The following is a 13,948-nucleotide window of genomic DNA, read 5'->3' on the forward strand; positions in this document are numbered from 1 at the left end:
TTTGGGCGATTTATTCATCCCTTCTTCTTCCATTTCGTTAAGGCGTAATTTTGAATGACTGATCTGACCACCATTGAAAATAAACTTCAACCACGAATCAGTGTGGCGCCGATGATGGATTGGACCACCAAAGACTATCGCTTCTTTGCCCGTCTGTTTAACCCAAATGTGATTATGTACACTGAAATGGTCACCACAGGTGCCATCATTTATGGGGATGCCAAACGGCATTTGGACTTTAACACCGAAGAACAGCCGATCGTACTACAACTTGGTGGCTCGAATCCTAAAGATCTCGCGACCTGTACCAAGATGGCACAGGATTGGGGTTATAACGAAGTCAATTTAAATGTGGGTTGCCCGAGTGACCGGGTACAGAATAATAAAATTGGGGCCTGCCTCATGGCTGAACCCGATTTAGTCGCAGAATGTATTGCTGAAATGCAGCATGCGGTGGATATTCCAGTGACTGTAAAACACCGGATCGGGATTGATGATATGCAGTCTTATGAAGAAATGCTGCATTTTGTCGATACCGTGGCCAAAACCGGCTGCAATAATTTTATCGTACACGCGCGAATTGCCTTATTAAAAGGCCTATCGCCTAAAGAAAACCGCGATGTGCCGCCCCTGCGTTATGAAGATGTTTATCGCCTGAAGCAGGATCGTCCTGATCTGCTGATTGAAATCAATGGCGGGATCAAGACCTATGCCGAAACGCTGGAACATCTCAAACATGTCGATGGCGTGATGATTGGTCGTGAAGCCTATCATAATCCGTACTTATTGGCTGAACTGGGCCAATTGTGGAATCTGGATGCACCTGATCGTTTCGAGATCATGCAACAAATGCTGCCTTATATTGCCCAGCGCATGGCAGAAGGTGCACCATTGTCAATTATTAGCCGTCATATTTTAGGACTGTTCCAGAACTTGCCGGGTGCACGTAAATGGCGTCAGGCACTAAGCGGTGGCAATGCCAAAACCTTGAAAGATGTGGAAACTGCGCTGTTTAATATTCAAGAAGCAATGCAACGTACTGAAGACTATGTGCGTGAACATCAGCAAGTTGAATCCTAAATACGAATTTAAAAGTCTAATCGATATAAAAAAGCACCGATCATCGGTGCTTTTTTATAGAAATGACTGAAGGAGTTATTGAGTATATGCGGTGATATTGCCGACCGGAACCGGTTCTTCCTGATAAGAAACACCTTGAAATTCTGGCTCGGCAATGGGTGTGACCAGAGAACCGCGCTCATGCTCTTTTGACTCATCTACAGGTTCCAGGTCATCTAAGGCTGCAGCCAGCTGCTGTAACTCCCGATCCAGTTGCTGCCGGTATTGCTCTATTTCAATTTCATCAATAAAAGCAAAGGCATCCTCTTCGATCGACCACCTATAGCCTCCATCGACCTTAAAAATTTTGACATTGACCGGATATGCCTCCCCCTGATAATTCAGATGAGAAATCGCTTTAAATTGATTGCCCTGCCGCTGGACAATTTTGACCTTCTGCACAGTAAAACGATAGCGTTGATAATCCTGATTGGAATTAAATTCCTGTTGCATCTGCGCTTGAATATTTCTGGCCAATTCATCCATCGAGACAAAGTAACTGCATCCAGCCAGACAGGCGATCATCCATAACACAATGATTGTTCTCATAGCGCCTCCTTCTTTTTCTTTCCTGTTCCTGCTTATAGCTGATATATGCAGTATTGTTATGCTTGCTTATTCTGTGACCTATTTTATGCTTTTTTGAAAAAACAAGAAATAAGCAGTGCATGAATCATGACTAAATTATTTAAGATTTCTACAGCTTTTTGAATAAATGATAAAAATTTACTCATAAAAAAGCCCTGAATCTAACAGGGCTTTTGTTTGTGAAGATTCTTTTAAAAATCGTCATCACTGGATGGATCACGATGCAAGGCATCATGAATCGCTTCGATCAGCTGCTGGGCAATTTCCTGCTTGGAGGCTTTTTCCAGATCACGCTTATCCATCTGATACTGTTCGGCAAAAAATACGGTCATGGCATTTTCATCCGACGCAAAACCGATATCGGCACGTGAGACATCATTGCAGGCAATCATATCCAGTTTTTTCGCGACCAGTTTGCCCGCGGCATATTCTTCAATATTGCGGGTTTCCGCCGCAAAACCGACCATAAACGGACGTTTCTCTTGCTGGGCAATGGTCGCCACAATATCCGGATTTTTCACAAGCGCCACATTCAGCTCATCGCCAGATTTTTTAATTTTGTGTTCCGCAACTTCGGCCACGCGGTAATCCGCCACCGCAGCAGTTGCAATAAAAATATCACAGCCATCTTCCAGCATCTGCATGCTTTCATTGAGCATTTTTACGGCAGAACTGACATTTTTGCGTTTGACGCCATTTGGTGTATCCAGAGTCACTGGCCCTGCAATCAGGGTCACATCTGCCCCAGCGGCATAACAGGCAGCTGCCAGAGCAAAGCCCATTTTACCGGTACTGTGATTGGAAATATAACGTACCGGATCAATCGCTTCACGGGTTGGACCGGCGGTGATGGTGACACGTTTACCCGCAAGCTGACCAAATTTTTCTGCGATCGCACGCTGTGCTTGATGGAAATATTCTGTGACTTGTCGTGCCAGATCTTCCGGCTCAGGCATACGGCCTAAACCCACATCGCCACAGGCTTGAGATCCGGCATCCGGCATGATCACATGCACACCATCTTCAATTAAAGTGGCCAAGTTGCGTTGTGTTGGCTTAGCTGCCCACATTTGCTGGTTCATGGCAGGTGCTACCCAGACCGGTGCCTTGGTCGCCAGATATAAAGTACTGAGCAGATCATCAGCCAGGCCTGCGGCAAATTTTGCCAGGGTGTCACAACTGGCCGGTGCTACCAATAACAGATCTGCCCAACGTGCCAGCTCGATATGGCCCATGCCGGCTTCTGCTTCAGTATCCAGCAATTCAGTATGTACGGGATTGCCCGATAAGGCTTGAAAGGTTAAAGGTGTAATAAAAGCCTGTGCACCGTGAGTCATGACGACCCGCACATCAAATCCGGCATCTTTCAGACGGCGGACCAGAATTGCACTTTTATAGGCAGCAATGCCGCCAGTGACGGCCAAAATGATATTTTTATGAGGAATTACACTTAGATCAAAGCTCACAAACAGATTACCTTGCTGTTGCAGTGGGGCTCACAATAGCATTAAATAATCGCATTCCCAAGAGATCGGCTTGCGGGAAAACTGATAATTCATAATAAATAAGTCTAATAACTATGCAATTTTCTATTAAAAACTGGCCGGAACAAGAACGGCCGCGAGAACGCTTAATTCAATATGGCGCAGAAAGTCTGTCCGATGCCGAGCTACTGGCCATTTTCCTGCGTTCCGGTTCTCAGCAACATTCGGCAGTTGATCTGGCGCGTTTGCTGGTTCAGCATTTTGGTCATTTGACTGCGCTACTGGATGCACCTTTACAGGAAGTCAGCCAGTTTCATGGCATGGGCATCAGTAAATATACCCAACTGATGGCCGTCAAGGAACTGGGACGGCGTTACATTGCCGAGCACCTGAAACAGGATGCACTGGAACTCACCAATTCCAAACGGCTGAGAGATTACTTACGTTTTGAACTGCTCGGTGAAACTCAGGAAGTGTTTGCCGTGCTGTGTCTGGATGCCAGTTTAAGAAAAATTGCCTTTAAAAAACTGTTTTATGGCTCCATCAATGCATGTGATATTTCCATTAATCAGTTATTGCGTTATGCCATTAGCCAACAGGCGACCTCAATTGTCATTGCGCATAATCATCCGCTGGGTCGGCCCTCTCCATCCAAGGCCGACCTGGGGTTGACCCGCCAGATTCAACAGGCTTGCCAACTGGTAGATATCCATTTAATTGACCACTGCATTATCGCTTTGGAGGGAAGTTTTTCCTTTGCCGAGCAGCAACTCATCAAACCGGAAATGCAGTATTGAATAGCACTTGACAAAGCAGACACAACTCCACAAGATCATGAAAAAAATTGTGATGATTCCAATAAATGATCGTACGTGACCAGCCGACTGTTTTTAAACTGCTGTTTTCCTGGCGGGGGACGATTTTACCTAAAGTTTTACCGCCTTTAGGCGTGGTCATGCTGATGTCAGCCATCATTGGTGGCTTGTCACATATTGGTTATTTTCATTTTCCAGAATTGCCCCTAGTCGGCTTTACCCTGATTGGGGTGGTACTGTCGATCTTTCTCGGATTTAAGAATTCGGCCTGTTATGACCGCTGGTGGGAAGCCCGCAAACTCTGGGGTATTCTGATTGCCAATTCACGACATTTTGACCGGGATTGCCGGATGCTGTCTCAAGGTCGCCGTGAACGTGTAATTCAGCACGTGATTGTCTTTGCCAATGTTCTCCGTGACCGGCTACGCCATCAGACAGCCAATCCGACCGAACTGGTTGAAACCAGCGGCATGAGCCAGCAAGCTGTGACCCAGCTCTATCAACAGGCCAACGCGCCGCAATATACCTTAAGCCTGATTCAATGGGAGTTAATGCAGGCGCTCAAAGAAGGTGAAATCTCAGACATCATCTATATGCAGATGAATAATCACGTGGCGGAGTTGAGTATTGTCCAGACTGGTTGTGACCGGATTGCGACGACGCCTTTACCTTTTGCCTATTCAGTCTTGCTGAATCGTACCGTCTATTTTTTCTGTTTTATTTTGCCCTTTAGCCTGGGTTCAACATTAGGTTTATTTACGCCTTTACTGGTCGGTATTTTAGCTTATACCTTTTTAGGACTAGATGCCTTAAGCTCAGAAATTGAAGAACCTTTTGGCACGCAAAGTAATGATTTGCCACTCGATTCGATGGTACGTACCATTGAAATTGAACTCTTAGGCACATTAGGCAAACCAACCCCACCACCGATTCAGGCCAAAGATCATAACCTACTGTAATTTATTTTTCTCTTGCCCTTTTCTATCAGCAAAGGGCACTTCTGCTTTGCAAGAACAAAGTTCGAGTAAAGCACTCAATCAACAAAACTCTCCCAAATCCCGACTTGTCCCGGTTTTAGGCTCGGCACATTCCCGAGTCTGATCCATGGCATATGGTCGCCATGAAAGTCACTGCCAATCGAAACTTTCAGACGATGCTCCGCAATCATCCGATCGACCATCTGGCGAGTAGAACTTGGATCTACCGCTGGCGGCAGTTCAACGGCGTCGCCACCAAACTTGGCAAAGATCTCGATCAGGTAACGAATGTTGGTTGCAGATAGGTCATATTTGGTCGGATGTGCCAGCACTGCAAAACCGCCACTTTCATGAATCACCTGAACCGTGTCTTCAAGACTCAAGCCATCAAATTTGACATAGGCTTTCTTACCTTCCTTGATGTACTTATCAAAAGCCTGTTGCGGGCGAGTCACAATGCCCTTTTCTACTAAGGTTTTGGCAATATGCGTCCGTGTTACCCGATCAGGGATATTATCGACTTTGACCAGTACATCGGCATAAATATCCTGACCAATTAAAGGAATCAGTAAGTCACAGATCTGTTTCGAGCGTTCCGCCCTGATTTTCTTCTGCTGATTGAGGGCTTTTTGTAAAGGCTCAGGATTTTGCATATTCAGTGCAACAATATGCACGCCATAATTTTTCTTGGTGGCTGGACGTGACCACTGGCTGGAGATTTCCACCCCAGAAATGATCTTAATCTCATGATTTTTAGCGGCTTCTTGTGCCAGTTCCAGGCCATCCATAGTGTCGTGATCTGTCAATGCCAAAGTATGCACCGATTTCTCTACGGCAGCCTCGACCAATTGCTGTGGAGTTAAAGTTCCATCAGAAATATTGCTATGTGTATGTAAATCTACGCCGTGCATCTCTATACTATGACATTTATTTAATCAGATTTAGATACTCTAACATGAAAGCACTTTTAGACTTTGTGCCACTCATTATTTTCTTTTATTTATATAAAACTGTAGATCCAAAAGACACTGACCATCAACTTTTGCAATTGATCGGTTCTGCGGGGGGTGTCGACAATAATAATATTCTTGTGGCAACCACTGGTCTGATTATTGCTATGCTGGTGGTCTATGGTGCGTTATTTGTCATGCAAAAATTCCGCTTGGATAAGCAGCAATGGATTGTGCTGTTTATGACCGTGATTTTTGGTGGGATCACTCTGATGCTGAGCGACGATTTCTATATCCGTTTAAAGGCGGTATTGCTGAATCTGGTCTTTGCGGGCGTATTCCTGCTGTCGCCTTGGTTTAGTAAAGATAAAAAGCCACTGATTCAGCGTCTGTTTGGCCCGGTTTTCAACTTAAGTGAAAAAGGCTGGATCAAACTGAACTATGCCTGGGTCGCCATGTTTGCACTGATGTCATTTTTACATACCTTCTTTGCCTACTTGTGGCTGGATGGAAAATATTGGGGCGAATTCACGGCATTCGGTGACATGATCGTGATGTTTTCCTTTATCATTATCCAGTTTATTGTATTGCGTAAATACTTTAAGACTGCTGAATAAATCCAACTACAAACGATTGAGAATCATCATGCCATTATTTGTCGTTAGCTGTACCGATCAGGAAGGTACAGTGGAGAAACGTCTTGCCATTCGTCCACAACATCTTGCCCGCTTGCAAAAGCTGAATGATGAAGGCCGTCTGATTGTTGCAGGCGCGATGCCGAAAGATCCGAGTAATCCACAAGCCGGCTTTTATGGCAGTACCATCATTGTCGATTTTGACAGCCGTGAAGACCTGGATACCTGGCTAGAGGATGAACCCTTCCTGAAAGAAGGTGTATATGCACAGATTGATGTGAAACCGTTTAACAAAGCATTCCCTCAAGGATAAGGTTTATGCGTGTTGTTCTTGCCAGTGTTATTGGCCTCTGTTGTACCTTTCATTCTGTATGGGCAGTAGAAGTTGCCACAGTTCAGACAACACCGAACAGTGTCGCCGCCGCCGCTGTACAAGCTGCAGTCGCACCCCCCACTGCTACGCCAAAACCTGCAATCATCCCTGTGGCTGCAACAGCATCTCAAGCCCTTCCGGCAACTGGAAATAAGCCACTGACTGCTGAAGAACTCGCCAGAAATAAAGCTCAGCAAGATGCCAAAGTAAAAGCCTTGGTGAAAGATCAGGCGACACGTCTGCAACAGCTGGAAAAAGCCAATCTGGAAGCGTTAGCACAAAATCAGGAACTACAGCTCAGAAATGACAATCTTGGCGTGCAAGTACAGGTTTTACAAAGCGAACGCAGTGCGCAGATGTTCCTGTATGGTGCTGCCACGTTGGCCGTGGGCGTTTTGCTGGGCTTTCTGATTGCCAGTTACGTTTATACCAAACGTCGCCGTCAATGGTAATCTACTCCCCTTTCGGACTTATTTAAGGTTGTAGTCGTTTTGTCGCATGCAATTCAAACCGCCGATCTCGATTGGCAATTGGTGGATGGCATTGAAGTGCCTGTCTCTAAACAGTTTGGCGATGTTTATTTTTCTAAAGACAATGGTTTGCTGGAAACCCGCCATGTTTTTTTAAATGGCAATGACCTGCCGACCCGCCTGACTGACTTAAAACCGTTTGAATATTTTTGTGTGGGCGAAACCGGCTTTGGCACAGGCCTGAATATTCTGGCGTTATGGCAGCTCTGGCAACAGACCCGTCCGGACAATCACAGTCATTTGCATGCGATTTCAGTGGAGAAATTTCCGCTCTCTAAACCCGATCTGATTCGCGCTTTAAATGTCTGGCCTGAACTCAAGCCATTGGCAGATCACCTGATTTCCCAATATCCGATGCCAATTGCAGGCTGCCACCGTTTAAGCTTCCCGGAAGAACGTTTCTCAATCGACTTGTGGCTCGGAGATGCCCATGATGTATTTCCTGTCATGAAAAAAACAGCTGCCGTCAATGCCTGGTTTCTGGATGGTTTTGCGCCGTCTTGTAATCCAGACATGTGGGAAGAAAATGTTTTAAATAATATTGTGCGTTTATCCGAGATCGGCACCACTTTCGCTTCTTTTAGTGTCGCAGGTGTCCTGAAACGTGGCCTAAAGAATCATGGGATTTCCATTTCACGTCCAAGAGGTTTTGGACATAAACGTGAAATGCTCAAAGCCATCTGGAATCCATCTGAACCAGCCAATTCGGGTGCAGATCAGGATATTACTCAAAAAAAAACAGCATTAAATCCTGAACTTGAATTTAACATACGCCAGATTGCGGTTATTGGTGCCGGAATCGCAGGTTTAAGTGCTGCTTGGGCCTTTGCGCAGCGTGGCCGCCAAGTCACGATTTACGATCAATCAGCGCCACTTGCTGGTGGTTCTGGTAACCCGCTTGCGCTCCTGAACCCAAAACTCTGCCCGATTGAGCAGAGTGCAGAACATTTAATGACCTTGGCTTGGCAACATGCGCTGACTCATTATGCAAAATTCAAAGCCTTTCGACCGATTCAGGTCAGTCAATTGGCACTCAAACATCCCGAGACTCTTTTAAGTCTGGCAAATGAATATCCAGCACATATTCTTTCAGTGCAAACGGCGGATGAGCAGAAACTGCATACTGAATATTCAAGTTTAAAACTTTTAGCAGCAGGAACTATTTCTCCGCATCAATTGCGTGATGAAATTTTACAGCATCCGAATATTAAATATATCCAAGCAAAAATCACCAAAATTGAGCAGCTATCTCAACCCAAACTTTTTGAAAATGAAAATTGTTTGGGTCAGTTTGATCATGTGCTGGTTTGTAGCGCGCGCGAGACAGCACAATTCTTTGAGCATTATCCGGCACTCAAGCCAATTCGTGGACAAGTGAGCTGGCTAAACAATAGCGCTCAGCCTTTAAGCAAAGAGACTGCTTATAACTACGGTGGGTATTGTATGCAACTGGATGATACACATTTAATTCTCGGTGCATCTTTCCATCCTGGTCGGGAGGATACAGAGGTGCTCCCAGAAGATCATGCACATAATCATGAGCTGCTCCAGAGCGTCTTTCCAGATTATGCCGCGTCATTAGCACCGATGGACACCTGGCATGGCCGTGCAGCGCTACGTGCCCAAAGTCAGGATTACTTTCCTTTACTCGGTAAAATGCAGCCTGAACAGGAAATTTATAGTTTTGCCGGTCTAGGCTCCAAAGGCTTTTTATTTGCACCCCTTTGTAGTGAAATTCTGGCCGCCCAGATTCTGGGTGAAGCCTATCCTGTTCCGGCAAGTCTGGTTAAAAAACTCAGCGTGAGCCGCTTTCAAAAGAAAGTAAAAACCAAGAAGCCTTATTTTAAGCCACAAATTTAATTACCCTTTTGCATGAATCCCTCTAAGTCCCCCTTTTTTAAAGGGGGACTTTTTATACTTTTATGAATAAATAGAATGCCTGTAGCTCCTCCCTTTAGAAAAGGGAGGTTGGGAGGGATTAAATTTCAGCCAATAAAAAAGCGCCTTGCGGCGCTTTTTTTTAACAGAATGCTTATGCACCCTGTTCAAGCGGTAAGCCTGCATCACGGGCGGCACGAGTACCCCCCATCAGAATCACATATTCACGTGAACTGTCAAAACCCTCTAGTTTTTCAGCAGCACGTGGAGCTTTACTACCCCCACCACACAAGATGTAAATGGGTTGATCCGCTGACACCTGAGTTAGGCTCTCTGCTGAAAGATCGTTAATGGGCTGATTCACCGCCCCTTTCACGTGTGCTTCAGCAAAAGCACTTGTATCGCGTACATCCCAGATAATTGCATTTTCTGGGAACTCAAATGTTGTAATTTCTTGTTTACGGATCATTGCGCACTCCTTTGATGTAAACAACACTTGGCAAATGAAGAAAACATCCCTAGCATCTCAGATATTCTTTCCATTTGTAAAGGTCTAAACCATGCCTTCTTTCGATATTGTTTCTGAATTAGAAATTTTTGAAGTAAATCATGCAGTTCAAAACACGCAAAAAGAAATTGCGACCCGCTTTGACTTCCGCGGTCAGGACGTTTCTATTGAACTGAATGAAAAAAACAAGGAAATCAAGATTTCGACTGAAAGTGATTTCCAGTGTGAACAAGTGTATAGCATGCTCGAAAGTCATTTCTTTAAACGCAAAGTTGATATTCAGGCACTCGATCCACAGAAAATGACCGCTTCTGGTAAAAACGTGATTCAGGTGATCAAGCTCAAAGACGGTCTTGACTCTGATACCGCAAAAAAAATCAATAAAGCCATTAAAGAAAGCGGCATTAAAGCGCAATCTTCTATTCAGGGTGACAAGATTCGTGTAACGGACAAGAAGCGCGACACTTTGCAACAAGTGATGACCTTCTTAAAAGAACAGCAATTTGGTCTGCCTTTACAGTTCAATAACTTTAAAGATTAAGACCGCACAGTGTCTTAAAGAAGGAATTATGACGCATCGCAATCGACTGACCAAACTGGTAAAAGCTACTTCCAGACTACCTCAAGCTATTCGTAGTACTTTATTGAGTAAAACCTTTGGTCGGATTATTCCCATGGTAGGTTCTGCCAAGATTCGCTATGTAGAACTCAGTGGGGAAAAAGTGGTGGTCACAATCGCCAACCATAAAGCCATGCAAAACCATATTGGTCAGGTACATGCCTGCGCCATGGCCTTAGTGGCAGAAACTGCGACCGGCTTTGTGACGGCAATGAATGTGCCGGATACCGCGATTGTATTAATCAAAAGTTTGAAGATTGATTTTAAACGTCCGACCAAAGGCGCCATGACTGCAGTCGCTACCTTGACGCCGGAGCAACAAGCACTCATGCAAAGCTCCGATAAAGGCGAAACATTGGTTCAGGTCACGGTCACGGATGAATCCGGTGAAACGCCGATTCAATGTGAAATGCTCTGGGCCTGGATTGCCAAAGATCAGCTCAAGCAATCATAATTCTTTCTACGCAAGAAAAATCCCAGAGATGATCTCTGGGATTTTTTTTATATCTCATTCAATCATTGGGCTGCTTGAGACTCTAAAAACTTCTGTTTGGCTTCCTCTGGAATCAGACGCTTATTGCCTTTTACATCGACCGCGACAAAAGTAAATACTCCTTCTGTGACACGAATCGGCGCACGTGAATCATCATGACTGTCCCAGACTTCAATTTCCATCTGAATAGAGGTCTTGCCAACTTTTAAAATCTGGGTATAACAGCTAATGACATCCCCGACTTTCACTGGAACCAGAAAGGTCATCTGGTTAATCGAAATCGTGGCACAACGTCCCTTTGAAAATCGTTCTGCGTGAATCGCGCCTGCCAAGTCCATTTGTGAAACGATCCAGCCACCAAACACATCACCACTCCAGTTGGTATCTGCAGGCATTGCGATCGTTTGTAGGGAAAGAATCCCCTCTGGTTTTACTTGAGAATCTGACACATTCACTCCAGGCATTTGAATTAGGGTTGGGTATTTAACTGCTGATCAAGCCATTTTTGTAGTTCGCTTGATCGTAATGCACCGCTTATTCTAGCAATTTCGTTGCTTTTATTCATCAACACCAGCGTCGGAATACTGCGAACATTAAATGCTGAACTTAAGCGCGGATTCGCTTCGGTATCAATTTTTGCAAAAACCACGTTTGGATATTGCTGCGCGACAGTCGCAAAATGCGGTGCCATCATTTTACAGGGGCCACACCATTCTGCCCAGAGATCAATCAGGATTGGTAAATCACTATGGGTGACAAACTGGCTGAAATTCTGCTCATTTAATTCAATTGGCGCCAATGGAATCAGGGCCTGATGACATTGACCACAGGCAGGGTTGGCGGTGAGTTTATCTTCAGGAACACGATTTTTGGCCTGACATTCTGGGCATACAATAATCATCTAGCGTACTCCAATATGTTGATGTAGGAATTCTAATTGGGTTGAAACGGCTTTTTCAAACCATTCACCATGATAAATATCAAAATGCCGGATATTCCACTCCTGATATTGTACAAACGGTGCAAGATTGGTCACGGTTTCGCGACTGGATTCAATCGGAATTAAACTATCCAGTTTTGCTGCAATAAACAGCACAGGAATGGTGATTTTTCTAACTTGCTGAATCGGGCGATAACGCATTAAATTAAAAAAGACCCGCGCAGGAATTTGACCACTCCAATAATAATCCGGATTCACAATCGACAGATAACCCTCGTAGCTGTCCTGTGTCGGCATAAAACACAGCTCGTAAGGATCGACCACCGGCAAGGTTTTGGGCTGCATACCGACCTTGCTTCCCATATAGTCCTGACTAGAAACCTTAAGTGCCTTAGGGAGTTGCTGCAAAGGATAAAACCTGGCACTTTCAGCCCCATCGACAAAAGGCACCTGTACCATTGCGGCCTGAATATTTTTCAGTTCTGCTGCCAGAGTGAGTACATGCCCTCCGCTTAAGGCAGTTCCCCAGAGCACGATCCGTTGACTATCAATCGACTTACGTGCCTGAATATGCCTGATCATGGTTCGCCAGTCATCCAGCTGGGCATTAATGGATACCAGCTCACGCGGTCGCCCGGTACTGCCGCCCCAATAGCGATAATCGAATAACACCACCGCATAGCCGGCACTGGCAAAATGCTGGGCATAGTGCACCAGTTTAAATTGACGTAAGGCCGCCAGACCATGGGCCATCAAGATCACGGCCGGTTTTTCTATATTTTTAGGCCAATAAAAATCTGCAGCAATCACATCCTGACCGCTTTTTACATACAGTGGCTCAACTGTATAAGCCTGCATACGCGCTCCATTGCGTTATCTTATGGTGATCATCATTTATAAAAATTTCACAACAGCTTCAGCATGTTTTCCGCTTAATGCTATCATAAAGCATATCGATATAAATGAAATGATGGAGTGGCGTCATGAGCGAAAATGTAGGCTTTGCTGGTCAAATTGGTCCGGAACACGTGACTCAGGTGGTCGAGAAAGGTTTTAAATCTATTATCAATAACCGCCCGGATATGGAAGGTGGTTCTGAGCAGCCGACCAGTGCACAAATTGAAGAAGCTGCACGCAGTGCCGGTCTGGATTATGTCTTTCAGCCTGTCGTCGCTGGTCAGATTACTGAGCTCGATGTACGTACTTTTGCCAATCATTATAATGAATTACCGAAACCTATTCTGATGTTCTGCCGTACTGGAAATCGCTCAAATAATTTATATCAACTGGCAAAACAGATGGACCTGCTGGATGACTAAGTCTTTTTGGAAAATTGTAGTACTGGCAAGCTGTTTAAGTGTCAGCTCACTTGGTTTTGCCGCAAATGATCTCAGCCGTGCAATGACCTCTTCGCTGAGTGTGTCAGGTGAAATGACCTTAAGCAAGTTTCAGCAATTGATTCAGCAAGGTTTCAAATCTGTGATTGTAAACCGGCCGGATCAGGAAACTGGCAATAATGTCACGGTGAGTCAATTACGCTCCATTGCGGAGAAATCTCAAGTGAGTGTAATTTATCAGCCTGTGGTGAGTGGCCAGCTTTCTCAGGCCAATATTGAGGAATTTGCTCGATATTATAATGAACTGCCTAAACCTATTTTGATGGTTTGCCGGAGTGGTACACGTTCAGCGACCTTGTTTAACCAGGCTAAATCTCAAGGATTGATTCATGAATAAAATCTTAGTTGTGTTATGTCTGAGCTTGACCTTTATCGGCTGTAGTTCAATGAACTTGAAGCCAACTGTAGGCGTAAGTGTGGGAACTACTCTATAAGGTTCTGAGCAAATGAGAATGGCGCTCTTTGCGCCATTTTTTTTATATGATAATCTTCAAATAGTAAAACTATATTCTTTATACGCCAATCTCAACTTTTTAAGTCATTGAAATGAGAAGGACATAACCTCACTTTAATTTCGACCAAGAAAATAAAATTACAGTTATGTCCATTGAAGAATTTATCATCTTTGTCTATTTAATTATA

The 13,948-nt window shown here is 44.7% G+C and carries 18 protein-coding genes; 11 read left to right on the forward strand and 7 right to left on the reverse strand.

Annotated features, from left to right (window positions below; genetic code table 11):
• The first annotated feature begins 54 nt into the window (after positions 1-54).
• Positions 55-1,080, forward strand: coding sequence for a tRNA dihydrouridine(20/20a) synthase DusA (gene dusA, locus FTU95_RS12545; RefSeq protein WP_100535415.1), 1,026 nt, complete (start codon positions 55-57; stop codon positions 1,078-1,080).
• A 75-nt stretch (positions 1,081-1,155) separates the two neighbouring features.
• On the opposite strand, the gene FTU95_RS12550 is transcribed toward dusA, so the two are convergent.
• Together FTU95_RS12550 and coaBC are read right to left on the reverse strand one after the other, a co-directional pair.
• Entirely contained in the window at positions 1,156-1,668 is a 513-nt protein-coding gene (locus FTU95_RS12550) for a hypothetical protein (RefSeq protein WP_180050879.1), read from the reverse strand.
• A gap of 230 nt (positions 1,669-1,898) precedes the next feature.
• On the reverse strand, positions 1,899-3,173 hold the full coding sequence (gene coaBC / locus FTU95_RS12555; protein WP_180078694.1) for a bifunctional phosphopantothenoylcysteine decarboxylase/phosphopantothenate--cysteine ligase CoaBC: 1,275 nt from the start codon (positions 3,171-3,173) through the stop codon (positions 1,899-1,901).
• A 113-nt stretch (positions 3,174-3,286) separates the two neighbouring features.
• On the opposite strand from coaBC, the gene radC reads away from it, so the two are divergent.
• Positions 3,287-3,988, forward strand: coding sequence for a DNA repair protein RadC (gene radC / locus FTU95_RS12560; protein WP_180078696.1), 702 nt, complete (start codon positions 3,287-3,289; stop codon positions 3,986-3,988).
• 65 nt (positions 3,989-4,053) lie between these two features.
• On the forward strand, positions 4,054-4,965 hold the full coding sequence (locus FTU95_RS12565) for a bestrophin family protein (protein ID WP_004281608.1): 912 nt from the start codon (positions 4,054-4,056) through the stop codon (positions 4,963-4,965).
• 74 nt (positions 4,966-5,039) lie between these two features.
• On the opposite strand, the gene FTU95_RS12570 is transcribed toward FTU95_RS12565, so the two are convergent.
• The gene (locus tag FTU95_RS12570) at positions 5,040-5,894 is read right to left on the reverse strand and encodes a PHP domain-containing protein (protein WP_005098107.1); all 855 of its coding nucleotides are present in this window, start codon (positions 5,892-5,894) and stop codon (positions 5,040-5,042) included.
• Between the two features lie 44 nt (positions 5,895-5,938).
• Between FTU95_RS12570 and FTU95_RS12575 the strand changes: the two genes are divergently transcribed.
• Genes FTU95_RS12575 through mnmC form a run of 4 tightly spaced genes read left to right on the forward strand, consistent with a single transcriptional unit; the run spans position 5,939 to position 9,331 of the window.
• Positions 5,939-6,550, forward strand: coding sequence for a septation protein IspZ (locus FTU95_RS12575; protein WP_005168649.1), 612 nt, complete (start codon positions 5,939-5,941; stop codon positions 6,548-6,550).
• A gap of 28 nt (positions 6,551-6,578) precedes the next feature.
• The gene (locus tag FTU95_RS12580) at positions 6,579-6,881 is read left to right on the forward strand and encodes a YciI family protein (protein ID WP_005098111.1); all 303 of its coding nucleotides are present in this window, start codon (positions 6,579-6,581) and stop codon (positions 6,879-6,881) included.
• Positions 6,882-6,886: 5 nt separating this feature from the next.
• On the forward strand, positions 6,887-7,393 hold the full coding sequence (locus FTU95_RS12585; protein WP_100329844.1) for a hypothetical protein: 507 nt from the start codon (positions 6,887-6,889) through the stop codon (positions 7,391-7,393).
• Positions 7,394-7,432: 39 nt separating this feature from the next.
• Positions 7,433-9,331, forward strand: coding sequence for an FAD-dependent 5-carboxymethylaminomethyl-2-thiouridine(34) oxidoreductase MnmC (gene mnmC, locus FTU95_RS12590; protein WP_180078698.1), 1,899 nt, complete (start codon positions 7,433-7,435; stop codon positions 9,329-9,331).
• Between the two features lie 172 nt (positions 9,332-9,503).
• On the opposite strand, the gene FTU95_RS12595 is transcribed toward mnmC, so the two are convergent.
• Entirely contained in the window at positions 9,504-9,818 is a 315-nt protein-coding gene (locus tag FTU95_RS12595) for a rhodanese-like domain-containing protein (protein ID WP_005098114.1), read from the reverse strand.
• 91 nt (positions 9,819-9,909) lie between these two features.
• Here FTU95_RS12595 and FTU95_RS12600 point away from each other — a divergent pair, with 91 nt between their 5' ends.
• Positions 9,910-10,398 carry a YajQ family cyclic di-GMP-binding protein gene (locus tag FTU95_RS12600; RefSeq protein WP_005098115.1) on the forward strand — a complete coding sequence of 163 codons (489 nt, stop codon included), beginning with the start codon at positions 9,910-9,912 and terminating at the stop codon, positions 10,396-10,398.
• A gap of 28 nt (positions 10,399-10,426) precedes the next feature.
• Complete coding sequence (locus tag FTU95_RS12605) at positions 10,427-10,930, forward strand: DUF4442 domain-containing protein (RefSeq protein WP_005098116.1); 504 nt, start codon at positions 10,427-10,429, stop codon at positions 10,928-10,930.
• 62 nt (positions 10,931-10,992) lie between these two features.
• On the opposite strand, the gene FTU95_RS12610 is transcribed toward FTU95_RS12605, so the two are convergent.
• From FTU95_RS12610 to FTU95_RS12620, 3 genes are read right to left on the reverse strand one after another with little or no spacing between them, the layout of a single operon-like run.
• The gene (locus tag FTU95_RS12610) at positions 10,993-11,433 is read right to left on the reverse strand and encodes an acyl-CoA thioesterase (RefSeq protein ID WP_218944670.1); all 441 of its coding nucleotides are present in this window, start codon (positions 11,431-11,433) and stop codon (positions 10,993-10,995) included.
• A gap of 5 nt (positions 11,434-11,438) precedes the next feature.
• The gene (gene trxC / locus FTU95_RS12615) at positions 11,439-11,870 is read right to left on the reverse strand and encodes a thioredoxin TrxC (protein WP_005098120.1); all 432 of its coding nucleotides are present in this window, start codon (positions 11,868-11,870) and stop codon (positions 11,439-11,441) included.
• Positions 11,871-12,767 carry an alpha/beta hydrolase gene (locus FTU95_RS12620; RefSeq protein ID WP_180078700.1) on the reverse strand — a complete coding sequence of 299 codons (897 nt, stop codon included), beginning with the start codon at positions 12,765-12,767 and terminating at the stop codon, positions 11,871-11,873.
• 125 nt (positions 12,768-12,892) lie between these two features.
• On the opposite strand from FTU95_RS12620, the gene FTU95_RS12625 reads away from it, so the two are divergent.
• Complete coding sequence (locus tag FTU95_RS12625) at positions 12,893-13,228, forward strand: TIGR01244 family sulfur transferase (RefSeq protein ID WP_005098133.1); 336 nt, start codon at positions 12,893-12,895, stop codon at positions 13,226-13,228.
• The gene (locus FTU95_RS12630) at positions 13,221-13,643 is read left to right on the forward strand and encodes a beta-lactamase hydrolase domain-containing protein (RefSeq protein ID WP_100329847.1); all 423 of its coding nucleotides are present in this window, start codon (positions 13,221-13,223) and stop codon (positions 13,641-13,643) included. Before FTU95_RS12625 ends, FTU95_RS12630 begins: the two co-directional genes overlap by 8 nt.
• The last annotated feature ends 305 nt before the right edge of the window (positions 13,644-13,948 follow it).

It is taken from the genome of Acinetobacter sp. YH12208, assembly GCF_013418055.1.
In the GTDB taxonomy this organism is placed as follows: Bacteria; Pseudomonadota; Gammaproteobacteria; order Pseudomonadales; family Moraxellaceae; genus Acinetobacter; species Acinetobacter pseudolwoffii.